The sequence below is a fragment of the Carnobacterium gallinarum DSM 4847 genome (assembly GCF_000744375.1).
GTDB classification, from domain to species: domain Bacteria; phylum Bacillota; class Bacilli; order Lactobacillales; family Carnobacteriaceae; genus Carnobacterium; species Carnobacterium gallinarum.
Genome location: NZ_JQLU01000005.1, coordinates 1 through 24801, shown reverse-complemented (window position 1 = coordinate 24801; position 24801 = coordinate 1). Strand labels below are relative to the sequence as shown.

22 protein-coding genes, 3 tRNA genes and 3 rRNA genes are annotated in these 24801 nt (G+C 36.7%); 20 read left to right on the top strand and 8 right to left on the bottom strand.

The genetic code is table 11. From position 1 onward, the window contains the following. Positions 1–9: 9 nt before the first annotated feature. Genes BR43_RS05015 through BR43_RS05005 form a run of 3 tightly spaced genes read right to left on the bottom strand, consistent with a single transcriptional unit; the run spans position 10 to position 2254 of the window. Positions 10–657 carry an amino acid ABC transporter permease gene (locus BR43_RS05015; protein ID WP_034560059.1) on the bottom strand — a complete coding sequence of 216 codons (648 nt, stop codon included), beginning with the start codon at positions 655–657 and terminating at the stop codon, positions 10–12. Between the two features lie 39 nt (positions 658–696). Further along, positions 697–1503 carry a transporter substrate-binding domain-containing protein gene (locus tag BR43_RS05010; protein ID WP_034564841.1) on the bottom strand — a complete coding sequence of 269 codons (807 nt, stop codon included), beginning with the start codon at positions 1501–1503 and terminating at the stop codon, positions 697–699. 22 nt (positions 1504–1525) lie between these two features. Then, on the bottom strand, positions 1526–2254 hold the full coding sequence (locus tag BR43_RS05005) for an amino acid ABC transporter ATP-binding protein (RefSeq protein WP_034560058.1): 729 nt from the start codon (positions 2252–2254) through the stop codon (positions 1526–1528). A 393-nt stretch (positions 2255–2647) separates the two neighbouring features. Here BR43_RS05005 and BR43_RS19820 point away from each other — a divergent pair, with 393 nt between their 5' ends. Together BR43_RS19820 and BR43_RS05000 are read left to right on the top strand one after the other, a co-directional pair. Beyond that, the gene (locus BR43_RS19820) at positions 2648–2806 is read left to right on the top strand and encodes a hypothetical protein (protein WP_157463948.1); all 159 of its coding nucleotides are present in this window, start codon (positions 2648–2650) and stop codon (positions 2804–2806) included. Between the two features lie 128 nt (positions 2807–2934). Then, complete coding sequence (locus BR43_RS05000; RefSeq protein ID WP_034560057.1) at positions 2935–4794, top strand: ABC-F family ATP-binding cassette domain-containing protein; 1860 nt, start codon at positions 2935–2937, stop codon at positions 4792–4794. Between the two features lie 44 nt (positions 4795–4838). On the opposite strand, the gene BR43_RS04995 is transcribed toward BR43_RS05000, so the two are convergent. Continuing rightward, positions 4839–5318 carry a methylated-DNA--[protein]-cysteine S-methyltransferase gene (locus BR43_RS04995; protein WP_034560056.1) on the bottom strand — a complete coding sequence of 160 codons (480 nt, stop codon included), beginning with the start codon at positions 5316–5318 and terminating at the stop codon, positions 4839–4841. Between the two features lie 228 nt (positions 5319–5546). On the opposite strand from BR43_RS04995, the gene BR43_RS04990 reads away from it, so the two are divergent. From BR43_RS04990 to BR43_RS04975, 4 genes are all read left to right on the top strand, one after another. Beyond that, positions 5547–6926, top strand: a complete 1380-nt coding sequence (locus BR43_RS04990; protein WP_034560055.1) for a bifunctional metallophosphatase/5'-nucleotidase — start codon at positions 5547–5549, stop codon at positions 6924–6926. Between the two features lie 92 nt (positions 6927–7018). Further along, positions 7019–7834, top strand: a complete 816-nt coding sequence (locus BR43_RS04985; protein ID WP_034560054.1) for a YutD family protein — start codon at positions 7019–7021, stop codon at positions 7832–7834. A 10-nt stretch (positions 7835–7844) separates the two neighbouring features. Further along, positions 7845–8612 carry a TIGR01457 family HAD-type hydrolase gene (locus BR43_RS04980; RefSeq protein WP_034560053.1) on the top strand — a complete coding sequence of 256 codons (768 nt, stop codon included), beginning with the start codon at positions 7845–7847 and terminating at the stop codon, positions 8610–8612. Next, positions 8609–9238, top strand: coding sequence for a TIGR01906 family membrane protein (locus BR43_RS04975; RefSeq protein WP_034560052.1), 630 nt, complete (start codon positions 8609–8611; stop codon positions 9236–9238). The genes BR43_RS04980 and BR43_RS04975 overlap by 4 nt, the downstream gene beginning before the upstream one ends. Before the next feature lie 98 nt (positions 9239–9336). On the opposite strand, the gene BR43_RS04970 is transcribed toward BR43_RS04975, so the two are convergent. Continuing rightward, complete coding sequence (locus BR43_RS04970) at positions 9337–9840, bottom strand: phosphatidylglycerophosphatase A family protein (RefSeq protein ID WP_034560051.1); 504 nt, start codon at positions 9838–9840, stop codon at positions 9337–9339. 153 nt (positions 9841–9993) lie between these two features. Between BR43_RS04970 and BR43_RS04965 the strand changes: the two genes are divergently transcribed. Both BR43_RS04965 and BR43_RS20675 read left to right on the top strand, forming a co-directional pair. Further along, the gene (locus BR43_RS04965) at positions 9994–10233 is read left to right on the top strand and encodes a YuzB family protein (RefSeq protein WP_034560050.1); all 240 of its coding nucleotides are present in this window, start codon (positions 9994–9996) and stop codon (positions 10231–10233) included. A 146-nt stretch (positions 10234–10379) separates the two neighbouring features. Beyond that, positions 10380–10484, top strand: coding sequence for a beta-galactosidase (locus BR43_RS20675; RefSeq protein ID WP_084679764.1), 105 nt, complete (start codon positions 10380–10382; stop codon positions 10482–10484). 168 nt (positions 10485–10652) lie between these two features. Here the strand turns inward: BR43_RS20675 and BR43_RS04960 are convergent, their stop codons facing one another. Both BR43_RS04960 and BR43_RS04955 read right to left on the bottom strand, forming a co-directional pair. Beyond that, positions 10653–11645, bottom strand: coding sequence for an NAD(P)/FAD-dependent oxidoreductase (locus BR43_RS04960; RefSeq protein ID WP_034560049.1), 993 nt, complete (start codon positions 11643–11645; stop codon positions 10653–10655). Positions 11646–11813: 168 nt separating this feature from the next. Next, positions 11814–12314, bottom strand: coding sequence for a divergent PAP2 family protein (locus tag BR43_RS04955; protein ID WP_034560048.1), 501 nt, complete (start codon positions 12312–12314; stop codon positions 11814–11816). Positions 12315–12504: 190 nt separating this feature from the next. On the opposite strand from BR43_RS04955, the gene BR43_RS04950 reads away from it, so the two are divergent. Both BR43_RS04950 and BR43_RS04945 read left to right on the top strand, forming a co-directional pair. After that, positions 12505–13098 carry a peptidylprolyl isomerase gene (locus BR43_RS04950; RefSeq protein ID WP_034560047.1) on the top strand — a complete coding sequence of 198 codons (594 nt, stop codon included), beginning with the start codon at positions 12505–12507 and terminating at the stop codon, positions 13096–13098. A gap of 195 nt (positions 13099–13293) precedes the next feature. Then, entirely contained in the window at positions 13294–14157 is an 864-nt protein-coding gene (locus BR43_RS04945) for an ROK family protein (protein WP_034560046.1), read from the top strand. Between the two features lie 60 nt (positions 14158–14217). Here BR43_RS04945 and BR43_RS04940 read toward each other — a convergent pair whose 3' ends face one another. Continuing rightward, positions 14218–15399: a MalY/PatB family protein gene (locus tag BR43_RS04940; protein ID WP_034560045.1), complete on the bottom strand. Its 1182-nt coding sequence runs from the start codon at positions 15397–15399 to the stop codon at positions 14218–14220. 209 nt (positions 15400–15608) lie between these two features. On the opposite strand from BR43_RS04940, the gene BR43_RS04935 reads away from it, so the two are divergent. From BR43_RS04935 to BR43_RS04885, 10 genes are all read left to right on the top strand, one after another. Next, entirely contained in the window at positions 15609–15986 is a 378-nt protein-coding gene (locus tag BR43_RS04935; RefSeq protein WP_034560044.1) for a CvfD/Ygs/GSP13 family RNA-binding post-transcriptional regulator, read from the top strand. A 93-nt stretch (positions 15987–16079) separates the two neighbouring features. Continuing rightward, positions 16080–16472, top strand: a complete 393-nt coding sequence (locus BR43_RS04930; RefSeq protein WP_034560043.1) for a hypothetical protein — start codon at positions 16080–16082, stop codon at positions 16470–16472. A 135-nt stretch (positions 16473–16607) separates the two neighbouring features. Beyond that, complete coding sequence (locus BR43_RS04925) at positions 16608–17954, top strand: glucose-6-phosphate isomerase (protein WP_034560042.1); 1347 nt, start codon at positions 16608–16610, stop codon at positions 17952–17954. Between the two features lie 128 nt (positions 17955–18082). Next, a complete protein-coding gene (locus BR43_RS04920; protein ID WP_034560041.1) occupies positions 18083–18613 on the top strand; it encodes a GNAT family N-acetyltransferase in 531 nt (176 codons plus the stop codon). Positions 18614–19156: 543 nt separating this feature from the next. Beyond that, positions 19157–20711: ribosomal RNA gene (locus BR43_RS04915) — 16S ribosomal RNA — on the top strand. A gap of 362 nt (positions 20712–21073) precedes the next feature. Beyond that, positions 21074–23994 (top strand): 23S ribosomal RNA (locus BR43_RS04910). A 225-nt stretch (positions 23995–24219) separates the two neighbouring features. Further along, positions 24220–24335, top strand: a 5S ribosomal RNA gene (gene rrf, locus BR43_RS04905). Together the 16S, 23S and 5S rRNA genes with 3 tRNA genes alongside form the textbook arrangement of a ribosomal RNA operon. A 110-nt stretch (positions 24336–24445) precedes the next feature. Further along, positions 24446–24518 (top strand) — tRNA-Lys (locus BR43_RS04895). Positions 24519–24558: 40 nt separating this feature from the next. After that, positions 24559–24643 (top strand) — tRNA-Leu (locus BR43_RS04890). Positions 24644–24655: 12 nt separating this feature from the next. Further along, a tRNA-Thr gene (locus BR43_RS04885) sits at positions 24656–24731 on the top strand. Positions 24732–24801: the final 70 nt, after the last annotated feature.

Here is a 24801-nt window from a genome sequence, read left to right as displayed (position 1 = left end):
TCTCCTCCTTTAGGCTTGAACCTCTAAACGACGTTCGACATAGTTCATAAAATAAGACAACGGTAACGTTAAAATTAAATAAAAACCTGCAACAACAATATACGTTTCAAAGGTATTAAATGTTTCACTAGCAATGAGATCTCCTTGATACATTAAATCCAAGCCAGCAACCATAGCTAAAACAGATGAATTCTTTACTAGGTTAATAAATTGATTGCCTAGCGGTGGAATCACAATCTTAAAAGCTTGTGGCAAAATAATATACCACATGACTTGAACATAATTGAAACCAGAAGATAAACCAGCTTCCATTTGCCCACGAGGTACAGATTCAATTCCTGCACGAACTGTTTCAGCAATAAAGGCTGACGTATAGATAGTTAAGCCGATTGTTCCAGCTGTAAAACCATCTAATTGAATCCAGTACAAAGGAACAACAACATAGAAAAACATCACAATAATTAATAATGGAATGTTTCTAAAAAATTCAACATAAGCTTTAGCTAAATTTTTAATTACTTTGTGATGAGATAGCTGAAAGATGGCCATTAAGGTTCCAATAATCAGACTAAAGATTAATGCTAGAACGCTAGAGTAAAGTGTATATTTGAAGCCCTCCATTAGAGGACTAGAATAAGTTGAAAAAATTGAGAGCATTAGCCCACCTCGCTTTCTAAATAATTGGAATCAGGTCTGTTAGTTTTGGTTAGGAAACCATTTTTTATAGATTTTATCATAGGTTCCATTGGCATGTAATGTTTCTAAAGCTTTATTAACAGCTTTTAAGAAAGGTTCTTGTCCTTTATTAATGGCGATGCCATAAGGTTCATCGGTAAAAATATCTCCAGCTAATTGATAATCAGGATTTTCTTCAGCAATACCCAATAGAATACTATTATCAGTTGTCATTGCGTCGCCTTGTCCTGATTTTAAGGCAGTAAAGGCTTCAGCGTAATTTTCTAGTTCAAGCACTTTCGCTTTTGGTGCCTTTTTACGGATATTGATTGCAGAAGTTGAGCCTTTAACAGCTAAGACTGTCGTTTTTTCGTCAAGGTTTTCGATGCTTTTAATTGGACTGCCTTTTTTTACTAATAGAGATTGTCCAGCATCAAAATAACTATCTGAAAAATCAACAACTTTTTTCCGTTCTTCAGAAATAGTCATTGTTGCAATAATCGCATCAATATTTCCATTTTTCAAAAGTGGAATTCGAGTTTTAGATGTAACTTCAACAAAATTGGCTTGCCCATCTTCTCCAAGAATTTCTTTCGTAATAGCTTTAGCCATATCAATATCAAAGCCTTCAATCTCGTTTGTTTTAACATTAATAAGCCCAAACAAACGTGTATCAATTTTAACTCCCCATTCAATCGTGGGTTTTTTTTCGTTTTCGATTCGATTTAAAATATCTTCTCCAGCAACACTTTGCTTGCCGCAAGCTGCTAAAAATAATAGAAGAAAGAGCACGAATAAAAATCCGCTAGTTTTCCATTTTAAGGCCATTTTCATTTGATGCCCTCCTTTTTTAATGATTGATAATTTTGCTTAAGAACTGTTGTGCTCTAATTTCTTGTGGAGCATCATAGAAAGCCTGTGCTTCAGCATCTTCTAGAATTTGACCATCTGCCATAAAGATAACACGATCAGCTACTTCACGGGCAAAGCCCATTTCATGAGTAACAACAACCATCGACATTCCTTCACGAGCTAAGTTTTTCATTACTTCTAATACTTCACCAATCATTTCGGGATCTAAAGCAGAAGTAGGTTCATCAAAAAGCATAACTTCTGGTTGCATCGCTAACCCTCTAGCAATAGCAATTCGTTGTTGTTGTCCACCAGATAATTGAGAAGGAAAAGAATCTTTTTTGTCTAACATTCCGACTTTCTCTAATAGAGATTCTGCTAACGTAATTGCCTCTTCTTTTGATTTTTTTAACACTTTGATAGGTGCTAATGTAATATTTTCTAACACCGTTTTATGAGGATAAAGATTAAAGTGTTGAAAAACCATTCCCATATTTTTACGGACTTCATTAATATTCGTTGTTTTACTGTGTAGATCAATATCATTAATGAGTAAAGAGCCTTCAGTAATTTCTTCTAATCCATTAATACAGCGTAACATTGTACTTTTTCCGGAGCCAGAAGGGCCAATTACAACCACAACTTCGCCTTTTTTTATTGATAAATTAATTGTTTTTAATGCATGAAATTGACCATAGTATTTTTCCACTTGTTTAAATTCAATCATGTTTTCACTCTCCTCTGTAAAATTAGAAAAGCTCCACTACTTAATAAATCCCAAGTAGCGAAGTTTGATTACTGGTGTATTAAAAAATACCAATATAGCGCATCTTAGACTGTTTAAAATAACAAGTTAAGAGTGCTTTTGCTCAATTTAATTTCACTGTTTCTTAAGTTAGTAAAATTAAAAAAAGATTAGGTAATCTGCCATTCTTTTCTCATTATAATCGTATTAACTTTCATTTGTAAAGCTTTTGATTTAAAAAAAAAGAGTTACACGCTTTCATTATGTTAGAAAATGTAACAAATAGGTTCGTCAGAAAAAAATAGTTGTCGAAAAGCATTTCATCTGTTATGATTTAAAGAATTAAGAATACAAAGAGATGGAGGTGTGGAAAAGATGAGTAGACTAAAAAATGAGAAAACTAATTTTATACTTTTATTTGTAGCGATTTGTCATATGATTATTTTTAATCATGTATTTACAAGGGATGAGTTTGTCCAAAATAGTAAAAATAAAATTAAAAATAAACAGCCAACTTGTCTTTTCTATGCTTAAAGTTAGAAATTAACTTATGAAAATCAACAAGGGCAAATAGTCTACGATATAGTAGCTATTTGTCTTTTTCTATTCATTTTATATAAAGCAGATGAAAACTCCTGTTTGGCGTAAAGGGAGTCTATAAAATGTTAGTATATGTAGAAGCAATTACAAAAAGTTATGGAAGTTTAACTCTATTTGAGGAGTTATCAATGAAAATTCCGACAGGTCATAAGATTGGTTTAGTTGGGGATAATGGTAGTGGAAAATCGAGTTTATTCAAGCTGATTATTGGTTGTGAACCTGTTTCAAAAGGAGTGATTATTCGGAAAAAGGGTTTAACTATTGGGTATTTAGAGCAGTTGCCTCAAGTTTCGGATGGAATTACGGTTCAAGCGGTTATTGAAGCAACATTTAAAGAACTAATTCAACTAGGACAAGAGTTAAAACGTATCGAACAGGAAATGGCTAGCTCAAATCAAGAAGAGCTTATAGATAGGTATGGACGTTTACAAGAACAATTTATTCAATTTGGCGGTTATGAATTAGAGTTTCGGATTGAAAAAATGACATCTGGTTTAGGCATCCATCATCTATTAAATCAGCCATTCAATCAATTAAGTGGTGGCGAACAAACCAAAGTTGGATTGGTGCAAGTTTTACTACAAGAACCAACATTACTTTTATTGGACGAACCTACCAATCATCTAGACTTGAAATCGATTGAATGGCTTGAAAGTTATTTAAAGGATTATCAAGGAACTATGGTGGTGATTTCTCATGATCGACGTTTCCTAGATGAGGTTGTAACGGAGATTTATGAATTAGAAGACAATCAAATTCAAGTATATCAAGGGAATTATTCTGTATATGTAGAACTAAAAAAACAGCATTTAGCACAAGAAATGTTGAATTTTCAAGAACAACAGAAAAAAATAAAAAAACTAGAAACAGCGATTCGCCGCTATCGTCAATGGGGCAATGAGAGTGGCAATGAAGATATGTTTAAAAAAGCTAAAAATATGGAAAAACGGTTAGCTCGCATTGAACAATTAAAGCATCCAATTATGGAAAAGGATCAAATTAAATTGAAACTAGCAGTGGCTGAACGAAGTGGCAAAAAAGTTGTCAGAATTGAAAATATGACTAAATGTTATGGTTCTAAAGTATTGTTTAAAAATATGGATTTTCAATTATTATGGTCAAAACATGTTGGGGTTGTTGGAGAAAATGGTGTTGGCAAGTCTACCTTAATCAATTTAATTTTAAAAAATAGTCAACCAGATTCTGGTAAAGTTGAATTAGGTGAACAAGTAAAGATTGGGTATTTACCACAAAAGGTTGAATTTAGAGATGAAAATCTTTCTATTCTTGAAACTTTTCGTATAGAAGTAGGAATGGAAGAAGGGGAGGCACGTCATTTTTTAGCTCGTTTTTTATTTTATAGTTATGAGGTTTTTCGTTTAGTTAAAAATTTAAGTGGTGGCGAACGAATGCGCTTAAAGCTTGCTATATTAATGAAGCAAGATACGAATTTTTTAGTTTTAGATGAACCGACAAATCACTTAGATATTTCAACAAGAGAAGTTGTTGAAGAGGTGTTGATGGGATATTCAGGAACGATACTGGCTGTTTCTCATGATCGATATTTTTTAGATAAACTTTTTAGTGAGATTCTTTGGCTAACATCAAAAAATGCGACTGTTTATCCTGGGGATTTTCAATGGGCACGTGAAAAACAATTAGCAAATGAAGAACAGTTGCTAGAAGAAAGCAAGGTTAGCCAGAAACTGAAAAAGAAGAGAACAACAAAGAAAGCATTAGTGCCTACAATTGCTGATATTGAGTTAGAGATAGAACAAGCAACCATAGAGTTTAATCAAATCGAGCAAAAATTAAATAATGAAACAGAATTTGTTATTTTAGCTGATTTAGTGCAAGAACGTGATCAATTGAGTAAAAAAATCAGTCAATTGGAGACAGTGTGGCTTGAGTCAATGGACTAACAAGCGAAAAAAGCTAAATCATAAAATTTGATTTAGCTTTTTTCTTATGAAATTGCTTGTTCTAAATTCAATAAATAGCGCTTTTTATTGAGTCCTTCTTCAGAAGAACCACTGTAACCGGTCATTGAACCATTTTTCCCAATAACACGGTGACAAGGAATCACGATTGGAATTGGATTATTGCGATTTGCTTGGCCAATTGCACGAACAGCTTTAGGATTATCGATTGCTAATGCGACATCACTGTAGCTTTTAATTTCGCCAAATGGAATTTCAGTAAGTGCTTGCCAAACTTGTCGTTGAAAAGCTGTTCCAGTTTGTATAGATAATGGAACAGAAAAGATTTGACGCGCTCCAGCAAAATAATCTGCTAGTTCTAGGGCTAATTGGGTTGCAAACGGATTCTCTAAGGGTTCTGTTTTTGGTATAAGTTTTGCCTCATCTTTAGTTAAAAAAATAATATTGGTAATTCCTTTTGAATCTTCAAGGATATTTAACCAACCGACAGGTGTATCTAAAATCATCTTTTCACCTCATTATTTTATTTAGTATCTTAAACAATAGAAAATCTTGAAGGACTATTTAGAAGATTAAATTAGTATAGCATAATTATAGAAATAGTTTAAATTTGTAGAAATTCAACTATATTATAGTAGATTTTATTTTTTGCTTCATCTTTTATGAGAATTATTTGAAAAAGATTGTTATAATAGAAAGGAAACGAAACTAGTAGATAAAGAGGGATGATTGTTATGGAACAGGTGCATATTTATCATACAAATGATATCCATTCACATTTTGAAAACTGGCCAAGAATTCAGGCTTATCTAACAACTGAACAAAAACGTCATCAACTATTAAATGATAATGTACTCACTTTTGATATTGGTGATGCATGTGATCGTGTTCATCCTTTAACTGAAGCAACTGATGGTAAAGCAAATATTCAGATGTTAAATGAAGGGCACTATGAAGCAGTTACGATTGGAAATAATGAAGGAATTGGAAATTCAAAAAAACAATTGAATCAACTTTATCAAGAAGCAAATTTTTCCGTTTTATTGGCTAATCTATTAGATCATCAAACAGGAGAAGCGCCAGACTGGGCTTTGCCTTTTCAATTATATGAAACGAATGCTGGACATCGGATTGGTGTTTTTGGTTTAACAGCTCCTTTTCCAACAAGTTATGGACCTTTAGGCTGGAAAGTCCAAGAACCAGATGATTGTCTTCCTGAAATACTAGAGCTATTATCACCTTTGGCAGACACGATTATTTTATTATCTCATTTAGGAATTATTGAGGATCGACGAATTGCAGAGATGTATCCAATGATTGATTTAATTATTGGGTCACATACGCATCATTTATTGCCAGTTGGTGAACAAGTGCGACAAACATTTATTACTGCTGCTGGGAAATTTGGGTTGTATGTAGGGCACATTATTTTAGAAATTAAAGATTCACAATTAAGTAAGGTTAGCGCCAGCGTAGTCGAAACAGCTACATTACCGGTTGCTCCAAATGAAGAGCAACAAATTACGAGTTATCAGGTAGAAGGTCATCGTTTACTGGCTCAACAAAAAATTGCTGAAATACCACATGATTTTTCAGTACGTTGGATTGGCTCTTCTCCATTGGTAGAGTTAGGATTAAAGGCGTTGAAAGATTATGCAAATACAGACGTTGCTATTTTAAATGCGGGTTTATTTATGGAACCTTTACCAAAAGGTATAATTTCTAATGATAATCTGCATAATATATTGCCTCACCCAATGCGAGGAATGACATGTACAATGGACGGAGCCAATCTTTATCGAGTCATTCGTGAGATGGAAAAAAATCGAGGTTATTTACGCAATTTTGCGATTAAGGGAATGGGATTTCGTGGTGAAGTATTTGGTGAAATTTGTTATGATGGTGTGTCTTATCAACCAGAGTTAGATCGGGTTTTATGGTTAGGTGAGCCTATTGATTTTGAGAAACAGTATACATTTGCTACGGTGGATCATTTTCTGTATATTCCGTTTTTCCCAACAATTGAAATTATCAGTCAAAACCAAGTGATTTTTCCTTATTTTATTCGCAATGTTCTTGGACAATATTTAACTAGGAACTATCCAATCCAGTAAAATTTCAGTATAATGGAAATAGTTGGCTTTCATAAACTTAATTTTAAATAAGTAAGTATAAATAAAAATCAAGATAGAGGCGGTGACTTTATTTGTCAGAGAAAAAAGAAGAAAAATTAACGAATGTGGCTGAGGCGTTAGTTGAGGAAGTTCATGGTTCAAGAGATGAAACAGAGACGGTAAAAACGACAGTTGATAGCGGATCAGAAATGGCAGTAGAGGATGAACTTGAAGAAGAGAACCAATTAATTCGAGTAATTGATAGCAAAAATCTAGTCATAGAAGGACGTAAATATGAAATAGTAATGAATTATCGTGATGGTTTTTCCATTGAAAAGTTAACGGAACGCTATAGCGACATTTTAAGTAAATATGATTATATCGTTGCAGATTGGGGGTTTGAACAGCTACGTTTAAAAGGTTTTTATGATGATAAAAATCGTAAAGTTCCTCAAGAACAACGAATTGGTTCACTACAGGATTATTTATATGAATTTTGTAATTTTGGTTGTGCTTATTTTGTTTTACAAAGAATGGGCGGGCGCAAAGAGAAGTTTGAACGACCAAAACGTTCAAGAAATCGAAATACAGCTAATCCGAATCAAGGGAACAAAGAAACGGGTAAAGCGACGAAAGTAACACCAAAAGATACTACCTCTTCAACTAAAAATAAGAAAAGTCATTCGACTAAATCGAATCAGCCGGCTAAGCAAAAATCAGAGAATCAACGAAATACAACAAAACCGACAAAGAAACCATTTGTAACGAAGAAGGTTCCAGCAAAAACAGAAAAGAAACCGGTTATACAAGTAGAAAAGCCGGCAGTTGAATCAGTAAAAGAAAAAAATGGTCAACGTCACTTTAATATTCGCCGAAATGATGTTGAAAAAGTAAAAAATAAAGAATAGGTTGTGGCATATGAAATATAAAGGTTATTTAATTGATTTAGATGGAACGATGTATCGTGGAAAAGAAGCGATTCCAGAAGCAACTGCATTTGTTCAACGTTTGCAACAAGCAGAAATACCTTTTTTATTTGTAACAAACAATACAACAAAATCTCAAGCTGATGTAGTCGCGAATTTAAGCCAAAATTTTGATATTCATGTAAGCGAAGCAGAAGTTTATACAGGCTCAGTTGCTACAGCTGCCTATTTAAAAGAGCAAAATGCAGGGAATAAAGTTTTTGCTATTGGTGAAGCAGGTTTGAAAGAAGCTTTGTCTACAGCTGGTTTTGTAGAAGAACAGGTGAATCCTGATTATGTGGTTGTTGCGTTAGACCGGGAAGCACGTTATCATGATTTTGAATTAGCCACTTTAGCGATTCATCGTGGCGCACGTTTTATTTCCACCAACAAAGATTCTAACTTACCAAGTGAACAGGGGTTAATTCCTGGTGCGGGAGCATTAACAGCGTTGGTGATTGCTGCTACTAAACAACAACCAACCTATATTGGCAAGCCAGAAGCTATTATTATGAATGAAGCCTTAAAAGTAATTGGTTTAACTAAAGAAGAGGTTATTATGGTTGGAGATAATTATGAAACAGATATTATGGCAGGTATCCAAAATGATATTGATAGCTTGTTAGTATTCTCTGGATTTACGAAACGAGAAGATTTAAATAAGGTTAGCCAACAGCCAACATATTGTGTAGATTCATTGGCGGAATGGGAGTTTAAATGAAATTAAAAATAACGCATTTTTTCGGGATAACTTGCTTGTTTTTATTTATGATATCACTATCCATTGCTCTAACGATTAATATGTTTCCATTATATTGGTTTGATATTGATTATTTAGGTATTACGGATTATGTATCTGTTTCTAAAGAAACTTTGATTAAAAATTATGGAGTATTAATGAGTTATTTGAATTTTCCTTGGGTAACTAGTTTGAATATGCCTGATTTTGTTAGTTCAGATAAAGGTCTACTACATTTTTATGAGGTAAAGCGTTTATTTTTATTAGATTATGGTATTTTAGTGATTAGTGGCATAGGATCATTTTTCTTTTTACGTTATTTAAAATTGAAAAAAATGTACTGGATTTTAATTCGCCCATTCCAAATTGCCTCAATTGTGCCAGTAGTTATAACTTTTTTTATTGCAGTTAGCTTTGATCAATTATTTGTACTTTTTCATGAGGTCTTTTTTAATAATGATGCATGGCAGTTTGATTATGTAACGGATCCGATTATCAATGCCTTGCCTCAAGAATTCTTTATGCATTGCTTTATTTTAGCAGTTGTTTTAATTGAAATTCAGTTTTTGATGGGCTATTTCTTTTCAAAACGTACGATAAAAATATAAAAAGCTTTGTGAAATCCATTTAATAATAAATGTTGATTTCACAAAGCTTTAATTTTTTAGAAACTCTTATTCATGAGCAATGAAGCTATAAATTTGACTTATTGAGTAATGGTACTTTTAGTAGGATCAGAATGGGCTAAGCGACTAGCAGCAGATGCGGCGATTGCACCAACAATGTCATCTAGAAATGTATGAACTTGCCCGTTATCATGACTATTTAATTTTTTTAGAATGCCAGGCTTTACCTTATCAATATAGCCGAAATTAGTTAGACCAATTGATCCATAGACATTTACAATAGATAAGGCTAAAATTTCATCCATTCCATATAAACCTTCGTCTTCGCTAATAATATCTTGTAGAGGTTGCATTAACTGTTTTTGTTCTGCTAAAATATCTAACTGAATTCCAGTAATAATGGCATTTTGAACTTCACGTTTTTTCAAAACAGCTTCAACATGTTCTAAGCAACTATCTACTGTTAAATCTTCAATGTAAGATTGTTGTAAAAACATGACTAAATCAGCAATTTCAACTAATTCTACGCCTCTTTCTTTTAGTAATTCAAGGGCTTTTTGATAAACAATTTCAGAATTCTTCATTTATGGGTCACTCCATTTCGCTTTTTATATTTAGTAAAGAGATACTCTATCTTAAGTATACCTTATTTTAAAAAAAAGTAATTAGAATTCTATTTATTTAAGTGGATTACGTGGTACAATAAATCAAACGAATGAGAAGGAGCGAAATTGTAAATGAATCCAATCGTTGAATTTTGTGTAAATAATGCAGCAAATGGAACTCAACCGATTATTGATCAATTAGAACATGAAGGCAAGGTTGAAGTTGTTACTTATGATTGTTTAAATGAATGTGTTGTATGTGCAAAGGATTTTTTTGCATTAGTAGAAGGGAAGCTAGTTCGTGCTGCAACTCCAACAGAATTAGTGACTAAAATCTACAATTCTTTGGAAGAAGATGGTTGGTTAGAATAATATAAAAATAATTTAATCGAATAAGTAAGATTTAGAGTATGAAACAAACCTAATAGTTTAGTGTTGTTTTATACTTTTTATGATGTATATAAGAAATGTAGCTAGAACAAGATATAAAAATTGTTACTTAATTCAACTTAAAAACAATGGGATGTAATACAGTCGAAACTTATATTCCTTGGAATTTGCATAAACCTAAAAAAGAACAATTTAATTTTTTTGGCTTAGCAGAGTTTAATCAAAGTTTATAGTGAAATTATAGGGAAACTGGTGTAGACCTTTTAATAGATTTTCTGTAATATGACCGTAAAATTGCTGAAAAGCTAATTCTTGCAACAAAATTGGTGTTAAGAGGAAGGATAATCTAATTAAAATCAATACAGAATGAAAAAAAAGCAGGTCCTTGAAGGATCTGCTTTTTAGAATAAGCTAGTACTATGCATCGGTTGAACTCGAGAATCAGGATAGATGTAGCTCATGGCATTATTTATGGCAGTAGGAGCTTCACCAAAACCAGCAGCAATTAATTTCACCTTGCCACTATAGGTACAAATATCTCCAGCTGCATAAATTCCTGGAAGTGAGGTTTCCATTTTGCTATTCACAACAAGTGCATTTCGTTCAATGGACAACCCCCAATTTTTAATAGTAGCAATAGAAGAGATAAACCCATAATTAACGAGTAAATCATCAATTTTTAAATCTTCTGTTTGATCGCCACGAACTTCTTTTAATGTAATGCTATCCAAATTACGATCAGTTCCATTAATTTTAGTTGGGATAAAGGGTGTTTTTAACTGTACTTTTGATTGTTCAAGTAACGAAACACTATGTTCATGAGCCCTAAACTGATTACGGCGATGAATTAAAAAGACTTCAGAAGCAATGGGCTCTAACATTAAAGCCCAATCTACTGCGGAATCACCACCACCACTAATCGCAACTCGGCGATCTTTGAACTTATTTAGATTATTGATATAGTAGTGAAGGGAAGTACCTTCATAGCGTAAGCTGTCTTCCAATTCTAATCTACGAGGTTGAAACGCACCGTTTCCAGCTGTCACAATAACTGTTTTAGAATAATGAGTTTGCTTTCCTGTCTTTATAACAAATATATTATCTGTATTTTTTACAATTGTAAGAACTTCTTCTTCTAAACATATTGTTGTCTCAAAACGAGACATTTGCTGTTCTAAATTATTAACTAAATCCTGTGCTTTCACTTCTGGAAAACCAGCGATATCATAAATTTTTTTTTCAGGATATAAAGTTGCAAGTTGTCCACCTAATTTAGGCAGACTTTCGATTATTTTAACTTTTGCATTGCGCATACCACCGTAAAAAGCAGCAAACATACCGACAGGGCCACCGCCGATAATCGTAATGTCAAAAATAGTATCTATAGATTCCACGATTCATTCCTCCAGTGTTAGGATCATTCATTGAGAATGATTATCAGTATAGCATAAAAAGTTAAAGAATTCTTCAATTTTTAAGTAAAATCATTGTAAAGTGAAGAATAAAATAAAAAGAACTTTTTACAAGAACAATAAGAACTTGTAAAAAGTTAGCAGTTATTTTTAACCAATATAGCCAAAGTGAAGTAAGATTATCTGGGTGATATAGGCCACAGCGATTCCCGTTAAACTACCGAAAAAGACTTCTAATGGTTTATGACCTAGATATTCTTTAATATGTTTATCTCGTTGTTGTTCACGTTTGGGGCTTTCCTCATTCTCATTAAAATTGATTTTCAAATTTTGCAAATCAATAATTAATTGATTAAGGACTAAACCTTGCTCGCCACTCTGACGACGAACGCCCATTGCATCAAACATTACAATCACTCCAAATGTGATCGCAATTGCAACATAAGGTGAATCCCAGCCGTAAGTTAGAATAAGTGCAGTAATCAAAGCTGTTACACCAGCTGAATGGGAACTAGGCATCCCACCAGTAGAAACTGAAAGTGCCCAAGTAGTTTTTTTTCTAAACAAAAAGGCTACTGGAACTTTAATAAATTGTGAAAATATAATTGCAATTAAAGCTGCAATTAAAGGGAAATTAGAAAATAAAATCATTTAAACCGCCACCTTTAGGAAAACTTAAGATTTGTTACTTCTATCATAGCACGAATACCGTTCAAACTTCACTAAATAGATTTATTTTTTTATGATTTAAGAAATAAAAATAAAAAAGTTGGCAAATCCTAACAGTTTTAGTTATGATAGTAAAGTAGAAAAATGCAAAAATATTAGGAGGACTGTTGAAATGACTCAATTTTCACAATTAACAACAGAAGTAGCACCAAACGAAAAGTTAGTAACAATGAAAACAACAATGGGAGATATTAAAATTAAACTTTTCCCTGAAGTAGCACCAAAAACAGTAGAAAACTTTTTAGGTTTAGCTGCAAAAGGTTATTATGATGGTATCATCTTCCACCGTGTAATTCCAGATTTCATGATTCAAGGTGGCGATCCTACTGGAACAGGTATGGGGGGCGAAAGTCTTTGGGGCGATTCGTTTAATGATGAATTTTCAAAAGAAGCCTTCAATCTAAATGGAGCTTTATCAATGGCGAATGCTGGTCCTAATACAAATGGTAGCCAATTCTTTATTGTATCAAATACAGAAGTACCAAAGAATATGCTAGATCAATTAGAAGGTTCCGGTTATCCTAAAGAAGTAATTGAAGCATATGCTGAAAAAGGTGGAACTCCTTGGTTAGATTTCCGTCACAGTGTTTTCGGTCAAGTTATTGAAGGCATGGACATTGTTTATGATATTCAAAATGTTAAACGTGGAGCGCAAGATAAACCTGTGCATGGCGTTCGCATTGAAACAATTGAAATTGCTGATTAATCTAATTAGAAAAACACTTTTGGTTATATTAATAACTAAAAGTGTTTTTTATTTTATCTTAATTTACATAAATAGTAGGAATAATTCAGCAGTATGCACAGATTTTTATTTTTTCTGAAAACGCAATCAAATCGTATTCAATTTATGCTACAATAAGAAAGAAAATAAAAGGTAAGTAGAAAGGAATTTAAAACGATGATGTATGGTGCAATTGAAGCTGGCGGAACGAAATTTGTTTGTGCAGTTAGTGATGAGAACTTTGAAATTAAAGAACGTGTTAGTCTACCTACAACAACTCCAGAAGAAACTTTAGCAAAAGTATTTGAGTTTTTTGATCAATTTGAATTAACTTCTATTGGGATTGGATCATTTGGTCCGATTGATGTAAATAAAAAATCGAATACCTATGGTTACGTTACAACAACACCAAAAGTAGCATGGACAAATTATAACTTTTTAGGTGCTGTTAAGGAACGTTATCCAATACCTGTTGGTTGGACAACAGATGTAAACGCTGCAGCACTAGGTGAATTAAAAAAGGGTGCAGCACAAGGTTTAGAAAGTTGTATTTATTTAACAGTTGGAACTGGAGTTGGTGGGGGAGCTGTTATTAATGGTAAATTACTTGAAGGATATGGGCATCCAGAAATGGGACATTTATTAGTTCGTCTTCATCCCGATGAAACATATAAAGGCTTTTGTCCTTATCATGGAAATTGCTTAGAGGGAATTGCAGCTGGACCAGCTATTGAAGGGCGTTATGGTAAAAAAGGACATGAACTTGCAGATCAAGCGCATGTTTGGGAGATGGAAGCCTATTATTTAGCTCAAGCATTAGTGAACTATACCCTTATTTTAAGTCCAGAACGAATTGTATTAGGTGGAGGAGTTATGAAGCAAGAACAACTTTATCCATTGATCCGGAAAGAATTTGAAAAATTAATGGCCGGTTATGTTGCAGTTCCATCGTTAGAAGAGTATATCGTCGCTCCAGGATTAGGTGATAATGCTGGTATTACTGGATGTTTATTATTGGCAGAAGCTGAATTAAAAAAATAAATTAAAAAAGCGAGTATTCTAATTAGGCCATTTAGCTTAATTGAACTACTCGCTTTTTGTTTAGGAATTTTGACAAAAGCAATTATTGAGACGACGTAATCCTTCACGAAGCGTCTCTCTTGGTGTAGCAATATTCATGCGCATAAACTGACTTCCAGCAGGTCCAAAGCTAATTCCTGGACTTAACTCTAATCCACCAACTGAAACTAGATAATGTGTTAACTCCTCGTCACTTAAACCTAATGAAGAACAATCAAACCAAATTAAATAAGTTGCTTCAGGTGTTAAAAATTTTATTTGTGGCAATTCTTTAGTAAAGAAATCGGTGACTAAGGATAAATTTTCCGCAAGATACTCCAATAATTCTTCAAGCCAGACTTCTCCATGGACATATGCAGCTTCAGTTGCTACATAGCCTAGTGTGTTAATGCCATTTTGCTCACTTTTATGTTGCTCATTGCTAATTTTAGTTCGTAAAGCTGAATCCTGAACAAAAATCATTGAATTTTTAATTCCTGCCATATTAAATGTCTTTGTTGCAGCGGTTAATGTAATAACGAATTTTCGATAACTTGGATCAAGTGTAGCTAAAGAGGTAAACTCGTGTGGTGCATAAACTAAATCTCCGTGAATTTCATCGCTAATAATCAAAACTTGATGTTTTTGACAAATTGTCGCGAGTTGTTTTAATTCAGCTGGAGTCCAAACACGTCCACCAGGATTGTGCGGATTACATAAGATAAAAAGTTTCACATTTTCAGCAATGATTTTTTCTTCAATATCTGTAAAGTCCATTTTAAACTGCTTATCATGAATACTTAAATCCGAGCGAATTAATTTACGTTGATTTAAGGTAATCATATTTGTAAATGGTCCATAAACCGGATCATGAATCAGTACGGCATCGTCAGCATTGGTTAATGCAGTAATTATTAAGGCAAGACTAGGAACGACACCAGGTGAAAATAAAATTTCATCTTTCGTTAGATTTAGCTGATGATGAGTTGCTTGCCAATCAATAATTGCTTCTAATAAAGAATCACTTGGATTGCTGTAACCCAAAACAGGGCAATCATCTAGATTTTTTTTAATAGCAGAAAGAATTGGTTTTGGCGTTTCAAAATCCATATCAGCAATCCACATAGGTAAAATATCCTTGGAACTAACATTGTTCTTTAAAGTGTCCCATTTGACTGAATTAGTTCCTTTACGATTAATGATCTTATCAAAATTTGCTTGCATAGCGCCACATCCTTTTCATTAAATTGCCAATCTATTTTTATTATACTTTAAAGAAAGGCTTTTCACAAAAAAATAACGAATAAAGTTGGGAGTTCATTTTATTATTAATATTTAAAGTTAGAAATAAAAAATAACCATTTGTAAAAAAGTGATGGTATAATGGTGGAGAGAATAGTTAATGAATGGATTAGGAAAGCTGAGGTGAAAAAATGAACTATAAAATTGGTATGACTGTAAAAGGCAAGGTAACCGGAATTCAACCCTACGGTGCTTTTGTTTCATTAGATAAAGACACACAAGGTCTTGTTCACATCTCTGAATGTAAGCATGGATTTGTAAAAAATTTGAACGAAGTCTTGCAAGTTGGTGAAGAAATTAAAGTAATGGTAATTGATATTGATGAGTATACCAAAAAAATAAGTTTATCCATGCGTTCATTAGAGCAAAAATCAGTGATTCAGTATCATTATAAAAAAAGAAAAAACCGTCCAGATAAAGCAGCAAAATTAGGCTTTGAGTCATTACGTCAAATGATGCCTAAATGGATTGAAGAAGCGAAGTCTGATGAGAAAAAAAGGCAGAATTAAGAATTTTTGAGAGAACATCTTTTAATTTTAAAAAAATATGTTATGATACAGAATGTAAATATTTCAAAATTATAGTGTGGGGTGTATACAAAAATGACAGAGAAACAATGGGTTGCTGGAACAATTATGACAATGGATGAAAATGGGAAATCAGTATTTTTAGTGTCAAATAAATCTGGAGAAGCGAATAACTTCACCTTTCCAGCAGCAAAAATAGTAGAAGATAGAACTGGACTTGCTAGTATTTTAGAAGACTTAAAACATAAGTTAACCATTGATGTCTCTTCATTAAATTTATTTGAATTAACCAATGCAGTTGTTGAAGAAACACGTATTCCCCTATTTGTATTTGAGCTAACGGAGAGTCTGACTGATTTAGAAAGTCTCCTTAAACTTCCTAATCATGACATCTTATCATGGCAGCGTACAGAGGAGATTCGTGGAGCACTAGCTACTTGGGAAATTTCCGGAGTACCACAATTTTAATCAATATATTTTTAAAGCAGCAATTTCTGAAAAGAATTGCTGTTTTTTCTTGCAATTTTCATGGAAAACTAATAAAGTAGAGAAGAAGTAACGAGTTAAAATTTTTACAAAAAATTACTATTCGGAGGGTTTGCAATGCCACACATTCAGTTTGATTATTCAAAGATTGACCAATTTTTACAACCACATGAAGTCGCTTATCTACAACAACAAGTAACAACAGCCGACGATATGTTACGTAAGGGAACAGGTCAAGGAAATGATTTTCTTGGTTGGATTGACTTACCAAAAAATTATGACAAAGACGAATTTGCACGAATTAAAGCAGCAGCTAAAAAAATCCAATCTGATTCTGAGATTTTAATTGTTATCGGAATTGGTGGTTCATATCTAGGTGCTAAAGCTGCATTGGATTTCTTAAATCACTCGTTCTATAATTTATTAGGTAAAGAAGATCGTAAAGCTCCACAAATCTTTTTCGCTGGAAATAGTATTAGTTCAAGCTATTTACATGATTTAATTGAAGTTATCGGAGAGCGTGATTTCTCAGTTAATATCATTTCAAAATCTGGAACAACAACAGAGCCAGCTATTGCCTTCCGTGTATTTAAAGAATTATTAGTTAAAAAATATGGTGTAGACGAAGCTAAAAAACGTATCTATGCAACAACTGATAAAGCACAAGGCGCGTTGAAAAATGAAGCTAATGCTGAAGGTTATGAATCATTTATTATTCCTGATGATGTTGGCGGACGTTTCTCTGTTTTAACACCAGTTGGATTGCTGCCAATCGCAGCAAGTGGAGCAGATATCGATGCTCTAATGAAAGGTGCAGCTGATGCAAGTGAGGCTTATTCTAGTGATAAACTAGAAGAAAATGAGGCTTATCAGTATGCAGCAGTACGTAATGCTTTATACCGTAAAGGAAAAGTAACTGAATTATTAATTAACTATGAACCAAGCCTACAATACTTCTCTGAATGGTGGAAACAATTATTCGGCGAGTCTGAAGGGAAAGATCAAAAAGGAATTTACCCATCAAGTGCAAACTTCTCTACAGATTTGCATTCATTGGGTCAATATATTCAAGAAGGACGACGTAATATCTTTGAAACAGTAATTAAAGTAGATAAAGCGCGTCATGATATTAAAATTCCAGTAACTGAAGCAGACTTAGATGGTTTAGGTTATTTACAAGGGAAAGAAATTGATTTTGTAAACACAAAAGCTTTCCAAGGAACGTTATTAGCTCATACAGATGGAGAAGTACCAAACTTATTGGTAACTATTCCTGAAACAGATGCATATACTTTAGGTTATTTGATGTATTTCTTTGAAATCGCAGTTGGAATTTCTGGCTATTTAAATGGTGTGAATCCATTTGATCAACCAGGAGTTGAAGCGTATAAGAAAAATATGTTTGCTCTACTAGGCAAACCTGGCTTTGAAGAGTTAGCAAAAGAGCTTAATGAACGCCTATAATTCATTGTAAATAAATACCCTAAATCCAACCAAAAGAATTCATGCTCTTATTGGCATGTGTTTCTTTTGGAAGGTTTAGGGTGTTTTTTGTTTTATTATAGAAGAATTTAAAATATGGAGATGAGATAATGGAGAACAAAATCAAATTACATCAAGCAAAACTAGAAGAATTACAGTTAATAGAAGGAATGCTGACAGATACGGCTAAATGGCTAAAATCAATAGGTTCAAAACAATGGAATGGAATTCTTGAAGGAAAAGACAATCATAATACTGCAAATGCAATTGAAAAAGGGGAAGTTTTTTACTGTACATTAGAAAATAAACCAGTGGGAATGTTTATTTTGTGGCAAAATCAAAGTGAATGGGATCAAGAGTTATGGGGAACAGAGGATAGTGAAGCCTATTTCTATTTACATCGTTTAAATTTAGTTCGAGAATTTGCTGGTAAAGGAATTGCACTGGACATGTTAGAACGGATTAAAGAATACGGGAAAGTAAATCAAAAAACAGGAATTCGTTTGGATTGTTTAGCAAGTAATGAACCGCTAAATCAGATGTACAAGAAGGCGAACTTTAATTTTTTGAAGACAATTTATAATCATGATGCTGGAGAGCAAATTTCAGACTTTAATCTCTATGAATATTTGTATAAATAAAAACGAACAATCATTGTGATTTTTAGAAAGAATATGAGAGTTTTTTGAAAGAAAAGCGAATTGATATAGTTGTGTAAAGAATTAATGTACGGATTGTAAAAAAAATGTATAAAAATAACATTTTTCTATTGACCAATATATAGAAACTTGGTATAGTAGTTGATGTCGTTAAGAGCGACTAACTCTTACAAAACAATTGAAAAACTTTTTAAATTAAGTGTTGACAACAAGTCAGCTTATGTGATAATATTTTGGAGTCGCCTTGAATAAACGGGTGACGCAGATGAATAAATATTCATCTGATTAACAAATATTCAAAAAAAGTTTGAAAAAGTTGTTGACAACGAATTGACCACGTGTTAATATTTAGAAGTTGTCAAAACAACAAACGAAACAAATTAGACCTTTGAAAACTGAACAAAGTAAGACGAACCAAATGTGTAGGGAGCTTCAACAAGGTTGAAGCGAACAAACAAAAAAGTGAATAAATATTCGCTAGCAAGTCAAAATAATGAGCATAAGACTTCGGTCTTAATCATACTTTTATATGAGAGTTTGATCCTGGCTCAGGACGAACGCTGGCGGCGTGCCTAATACATGCAAGTCGAACGCACGAAGTTGGAAAGCTTGCTTTCTAACCAAGTGAGTGGCGGACGGGTGAGTAACACGTGGGTAACCTGCCCATAAGAGGGGGATAACATTCGGAAACGGATGCTAATACCGCATAGTTTCAGGAATCGCATGATTCTTGAAGGAAAGGTGGCTTCGGCTACCACTTATGGATGGACCCGCGGCGTATTAGCTAGTTGGTGAGGTAATGGCTCACCAAGGCAATGATACGTAGCCGACCTGAGAGGGTGATCGGCCACACTGGGACTGAGACACGGCCCAGACTCCTACGGGAGGCAGCAGTAGGGAATCTTCCGCAATGGACGAAAGTCTGACGGAGCAACGCCGCGTGAGTGAAGAAGGTTTTCGGATCGTAAAACTCTGTTGTTAAAGAAGAATAAGGATGAGAGTAACTGCTCATCCCCTGACGGTATTTAACCAGAAAGCCACGGCTAACTACGTGCCAGCAGCCGCGGTAATACGTAGGTGGCAAGCGTTGTCCGGATTTATTGGGCGTAAAGCGAGCGCAGGCGGTTCTTTAAGTCTGATGTGAAAGCCCCCGGCTCAACCGGGGAGGGTCATTGGAAACTGGAGAACTTGAGTGCAGAAGAGGAGAGTGGAATTCCACGTGTAGCGGTGAAATGCGTAGATATGTGGAGGAACACCAGTGGCGAAGGCGACTCTCTGGTCTGTAACTGACGCTGAGGCTCGAAAGCGTGGGGAGCAAACAGGATTAGATACCCTGGTAGTCCACGCCGTAAACGATGAGTGCTAAGTGTTGGAGGGTTTCCGCCCTTCAGTGCTGCAGCTAACGCATTAAGCACTCCGCCTGGGGAGTACGACCGCAAGGTTGAAACTCAAAGGAATTGACGGGGACCCGCACAAGCGGTGGAGCATGTGGTTTAATTCGAAGCAACGCGAAGAACCTTACCAGGTCTTGACATCCTTTGACCATTCTGGAGACAGAACTTTCCCTTCGGGGACAAAGTGACAGGTGGTGCATGGTTGTCGTCAGCTCGTGTCGTGAGATGTTGGGTTAAGTCCCGCAACGAGCGCAACCCTTATTGTTAGTTGCCAGCATTCAGTTGGGCACTCTAGCAAGACTGCCGGTGACAAACCGGAGGAAGGTGGGGATGACGTCAAATCATCATGCCCCTTATGACCTGGGCTACACACGTGCTACAATGGATGGTACAACGAGTCGCAAGGTCGCGAGGCCAAGCTAATCTCTTAAAGCCATTCTCAGTTCGGATTGTAGGCTGCAACTCGCCTACATGAAGCCGGAATCGCTAGTAATCGCGGATCAGAACGCCGCGGTGAATACGTTCCCGGGTCTTGTACACACCGCCCGTCACACCACGAGAGTTTGTAACACCCGAAGCCGGTGAGGTAACCTTTTAGGAGCCAGCCGTCTAAGGTGGGATAGATAATTGGGGTGAAGTCGTAACAAGGTAGCCGTATCGGAAGGTGCGGCTGGATCACCTCCTTTCTAAGGAATTAACGGAACCCAACACATTCGTCTTTATTTTGTTCAGTTTTGAGAGGTCTAACTTCTCAAGATAGAAACTTGTTCTTTGAAAACTGGATACTGTATTAAAAAAGTAAGTTAAGTAAGAAACCGAGAAACACCGCGTTTTAAATGAGTTTTTTAATTAGTTCTTATCGTAAGATAATGAATAAACATTAACTAACAGGATTGTTTTAGCAATAAAACCTTCCACATAAACTATTTGTGCAGGAATGCAACAGAATTCTAGGATTGAACTGCAATGAGCCTCGAAGCGTACTAACGTACGTAAGAAGTGAATGAAAGAACAAGACGATGAAGACTGAAGCAGTACCAACAAATAAGGTTAAGTTAATAAGGGCGCACGGTGGATGCCTTGGCACTAAGAGCCGATGAAGGACGGGACTAACTCCGATATGCTTTGGGGAGCTGTAAGTAAGCTTTGATCCAAAGATTTCCGAATGGGGGAACCCAGCATTTTTTATAGAATGTTACTGCTAGCTGAATACATAGGCTAGTAGAGGTAGACGCAGAGAACTGAAACATCTAAGTACCTGCAGGAAGAGAAAGAAAATTCGATTCCCTGAGTAGCGGCGAGCGAAACGGGAAGAGCCCAAACCAACAAGCTTGCTTGTTGGGGTTGTAGGACACGACATTAAGAGTCATAAATGAGTTTTGTAGAAGAAATGACCTGGAAAGGTCTGCCGAAGAGGGTAAAAGCCCCGTATTTGAAACAAAGTTCACTCTGTTGTGTATCCTGAGTACGGCGGAACACGAGAAATTCCGTCGGAATCCGCGGGGACCATCCCGCAAGGCTAAATACTCCTTAGTGACCGATAGTGAACCAGTACCGTGAGGGAAAGGTGAAAAGAACCCCGGAAGGGGAGTGAAAGAGTACCTGAAACCGTGTGCTTACAAATAGTTAGAGCCCGTTAATGGGTGATAGCGTGCCTTTTGTAGAATGAACCGGCGAGTTACGATTACATGCGAGGTTAAGTTGAGAAGACGGAGCCGTAGCGAAAGCGAGTCTGAATAGGGCGAATGAGTATGTGGTCGTAGACCCGAAACCAAGTGACCTACCCATGTCCAGGTTGAAGGTGCGGTAATACGCACTGGAGGACCGAACCCACGTATGTTGAAAAATGCGGGGATGAGGTGTGGGTAGCGGAGAAATTCCAATCGAACTTGGAGATAGCTGGTTCTCTCCGAAATAGCTTTAGGGCTAGCCTCGGAATTAAGAATCATGGAGGTAGAGCCACTGTTTGGACTAGGGGCCCTTCTAGGGTTACCGAATTCAGATAAACTCCGAATGCCATTGATTTATATCCGGGAGTCAGACTGCGAGTGATAAGATCCGTAGTCGAAAGGGAAACAGCCCAGACCACCAGCTAAGGTCCCAAAGTTACTATTAAGTGGAAAAGGATGTGGGGTTGCTTAGACAACTAGGATGTTGGCTCAGAAGCAGCCATCATTTAAAGAGTGCGTAATAGCTCACTAGTCGAGTGACCCTGCGCCGAAAATTTACCGGGGCTAAATAGTACACCGAAGCTGTGGATAGAACCATTGGTTCTATGGTAGGAGAGCGTTCTAAGGGCGTCGAAGCTAGACCGTGAGGACTGGTGGAGCGCTTAGAAGTGAGAATGCCGGTATGAGTAGCGAAAGACGGGTGAGAATCCCGTCCACCGTATGACTAAGGTTTCCTGGGGAAGGCTCGTCCTCCCAGGGTTAGTCGGGACCTAAGCCGAGGCCGATAGGCGTAGGCGATGGACAACAGGTTGATATTCCTGTACCAGTTTCTTTTGTTTGAACAATGGAGGGACGCAGTAGGCTAAGAAAAGCGCGCTGATGGATATGCGCGTCTAAGCAACAAGTCTTGACGTGAGTTAAATGCTTGCGACTATAAGGACAAGTTGTGATGGGGAGGGAAATTTAAGTACCGAAGTTTCTGATGTCACACTGCCAAGAAAAGCTTCTAGTTAGAAAGAAATTGCCCGTACCGCAAACCGACACAGGTAGTCGAGGAGAGTATCCTAAGGTGTGCGAGAGAACTCTCGTTAAGGAACTCGGCAAAATGACCCCGTAACTTCGGGAGAAGGGGTGCTGACCAATTGGTCAGCCGCAGTGAATAGGCCCAGGCGACTGTTTATCAAAAACACAGGTCTCTGCAAAATCGTAAGATGACGTATAGGGGCTGACGCCTGCCCGGTGCTGGAAGGTTAAGAGGATGGGTTAGCTTCGGCGAAGCTCAGAATTGAAGCCCCAGTAAACGGCGGCCGTAACTATAACGGTCCTAAGGTAGCGAAATTCCTTGTCGGGTAAGTTCCGACCCGCACGAAAGGCGTAACGATCTGGGCACTGTCTCAACGAGAGACTCGGTGAAATTATAGTACCTGTGAAGATGCAGGTTACCCGCGACAGGACGGAAAGACCCCATGGAGCTTTACTGCAGTTTGATATTGAGTGTTTGTACAGCTTGTACAGGATAGGTAGGAGCCATAGAAATCAGGACGCCAGTTTTGATGGAGGCATTGGTGGGATACTACCCTTGCTGTATGACCACTCTAACCCTCGCCACTGATCGTGGCGGGAGACAGTGTCAGACGGGCAGTTTGACTGGGGCGGTCGCCTCCTAAAGAGTAACGGAGGCGCCCAAAGGTTCCCTCAGAATGGTTGGAAATCATTCGTAGAGTGTAAAGGCAGAAGGGAGCTTGACTGCGAGACCTACAAGTCGAGCAGGGACGAAAGTCGGGCTTAGTGATCCGGTGGTTCCGCATGGAAGGGCCATCGCTCAACGGATAAAAGCTACCCTGGGGATAACAGGCTTATCTCCCCCAAGAGTCCACATCGACGGGGAGGTTTGGCACCTCGATGTCGGCTCATCGCATCCTGGGGCTGTAGTCGGTCCCAAGGGTTGGGCTGTTCGCCCATTAAAGCGGTACGCGAGCTGGGTTCAGAACGTCGTGAGACAGTTCGGTCCCTATCCGTCGCGGGCGCAGGAAATTTGAGAGGAGCTGTCCTTAGTACGAGAGGACCGGGATGGACACACCGCTGGTGTACCAGTTGTTCCGCCAGGAGCATCGCTGGGTAGCTATGTGTGGAAGGGATAAACGCTGAAAGCATCTAAGCGTGAAGCCCCCCTCGAGATGAGATTTCCCATTGCTTCGGCAAGTAAGACCCCTGAGAGATGATCAGGTAGATAGGTTGGAAGTGGAAGTACAGCGATGTATGGAGCGGACCAATACTAATCGGTCGAGGACTTAACCAAGAAAGAAACGGTGAAGAAGGCAACAGAACAACTTACTTTAATACAGTACCAGTTTTGAGAGAACAATTTCTTTCAATTAAATAATGAATCAGCAAAGCATTTTTTCAACAAATTGCAAGTGAATCGAGGATGTAACTGAGCGAGCATCGGAATGTACTAATGTACATGAGGAGCAAAGTGAAAGAAACAGCCGAAGAGTCGCAACGTAAGTTGGCGGAAAAAAAGTGTGGTGGCGATAGCGAGAAGGATACACCTGTTCCCATGCCGAACACAGCAGTTAAGCTTTTCAGCGCCGAGAGTAGTTGGGGGTTTCCCCCTGTGAGGGTAGGACGTTGCCACGCGAGATTGATTCATTTATTTATAAAAACATTTATTTTGGGTTTAGCTCAGCTGGGAGAGCATCTGCCTTACAAGCAGAGGGTCAGCGTTCGAACCCGTTAACCCCCACCATGAGACATTAGCTCAGTTGGTAGAGCATCTGACTTTTAATCAGAGGGTCGCTGGTTCGAGCCCAGCATGTCTCATAACTATTCATTTTAAAATGAGCAGTTAACTGCCATATTTGCGGGTGTGGCGGAATTGGCAGACGCACTAGATTTAGGATCTAGCGTCGCAAGACGTGGGGGTTCAAGTCCCTTCACCCGCACCATTAAAATTTTTAGCCGGCTTAGCTCAGTTGGTAGAGCATCTGATTTGTAATCAGAGGGTCGAGGGTTCAACTCCTTTAGCCGGCACCATTTTTTTAAAATAAATAAACAAAATAACCATGCGAAAGTAGTTCAGTGGTAGAACATCACCTTGCCAAGG

Excerpts from the sequence above, each read along its gene's own strand:
- BR43_RS04935 (WP_034560044.1), top strand. The coding sequence starts at position 15,609 with ATGAACTATAAAATTGGTATGACTGTAAAAGGCAAGGTAACCGGAATT.
- BR43_RS04970 (WP_034560051.1), bottom strand. The coding sequence starts at position 9,840 with ATGAAGAATTCTGAAATTGTTTATCAAAAAGCCCTTGAATTACTAAAA.
- BR43_RS04980 (WP_034560053.1), top strand. The coding sequence starts at position 7,845 with ATGAAATATAAAGGTTATTTAATTGATTTAGATGGAACGATGTATCGT.
- BR43_RS04950 (WP_034560047.1), top strand. The coding sequence starts at position 12,505 with ATGACTCAATTTTCACAATTAACAACAGAAGTAGCACCAAACGAAAAG.
- BR43_RS04920 (WP_034560041.1), top strand. The coding sequence starts at position 18,083 with ATGGAGAACAAAATCAAATTACATCAAGCAAAACTAGAAGAATTACAG.
- BR43_RS05000 (WP_034560057.1), top strand. The coding sequence starts at position 2,935 with ATGTTAGTATATGTAGAAGCAATTACAAAAAGTTATGGAAGTTTAACT.
- BR43_RS04995 (WP_034560056.1), bottom strand. The coding sequence starts at position 5,318 with ATGATTTTAGATACACCTGTCGGTTGGTTAAATATCCTTGAAGATTCA.
- BR43_RS04955 (WP_034560048.1), bottom strand. The coding sequence starts at position 12,314 with ATGATTTTATTTTCTAATTTCCCTTTAATTGCAGCTTTAATTGCAATT.
- BR43_RS04930 (WP_034560043.1), top strand. The coding sequence starts at position 16,080 with ATGACAGAGAAACAATGGGTTGCTGGAACAATTATGACAATGGATGAA.
- BR43_RS04990 (WP_034560055.1), top strand. The coding sequence starts at position 5,547 with ATGGAACAGGTGCATATTTATCATACAAATGATATCCATTCACATTTT.
- BR43_RS19820 (WP_157463948.1), top strand. The coding sequence starts at position 2,648 with ATGAGTAGACTAAAAAATGAGAAAACTAATTTTATACTTTTATTTGTA.
- BR43_RS20675 (WP_084679764.1), top strand. The coding sequence starts at position 10,380 with ATGGGATGTAATACAGTCGAAACTTATATTCCTTGGAATTTGCATAAA.
- BR43_RS04945 (WP_034560046.1), top strand. The coding sequence starts at position 13,294 with ATGATGTATGGTGCAATTGAAGCTGGCGGAACGAAATTTGTTTGTGCA.
- BR43_RS04965 (WP_034560050.1), top strand. The coding sequence starts at position 9,994 with ATGAATCCAATCGTTGAATTTTGTGTAAATAATGCAGCAAATGGAACT.
- BR43_RS04940 (WP_034560045.1), bottom strand. The coding sequence starts at position 15,399 with ATGCAAGCAAATTTTGATAAGATCATTAATCGTAAAGGAACTAATTCA.
- BR43_RS04975 (WP_034560052.1), top strand. The coding sequence starts at position 8,609 with ATGAAATTAAAAATAACGCATTTTTTCGGGATAACTTGCTTGTTTTTA.
- BR43_RS05005 (WP_034560058.1), bottom strand. The coding sequence starts at position 2,254 with ATGATTGAATTTAAACAAGTGGAAAAATACTATGGTCAATTTCATGCA.
- BR43_RS05010 (WP_034564841.1), bottom strand. The coding sequence starts at position 1,503 with ATGGCCTTAAAATGGAAAACTAGCGGATTTTTATTCGTGCTCTTTCTT.
- BR43_RS05015 (WP_034560059.1), bottom strand. The coding sequence starts at position 657 with ATGCTCTCAATTTTTTCAACTTATTCTAGTCCTCTAATGGAGGGCTTC.
- BR43_RS04925 (WP_034560042.1), top strand. The coding sequence starts at position 16,608 with ATGCCACACATTCAGTTTGATTATTCAAAGATTGACCAATTTTTACAA.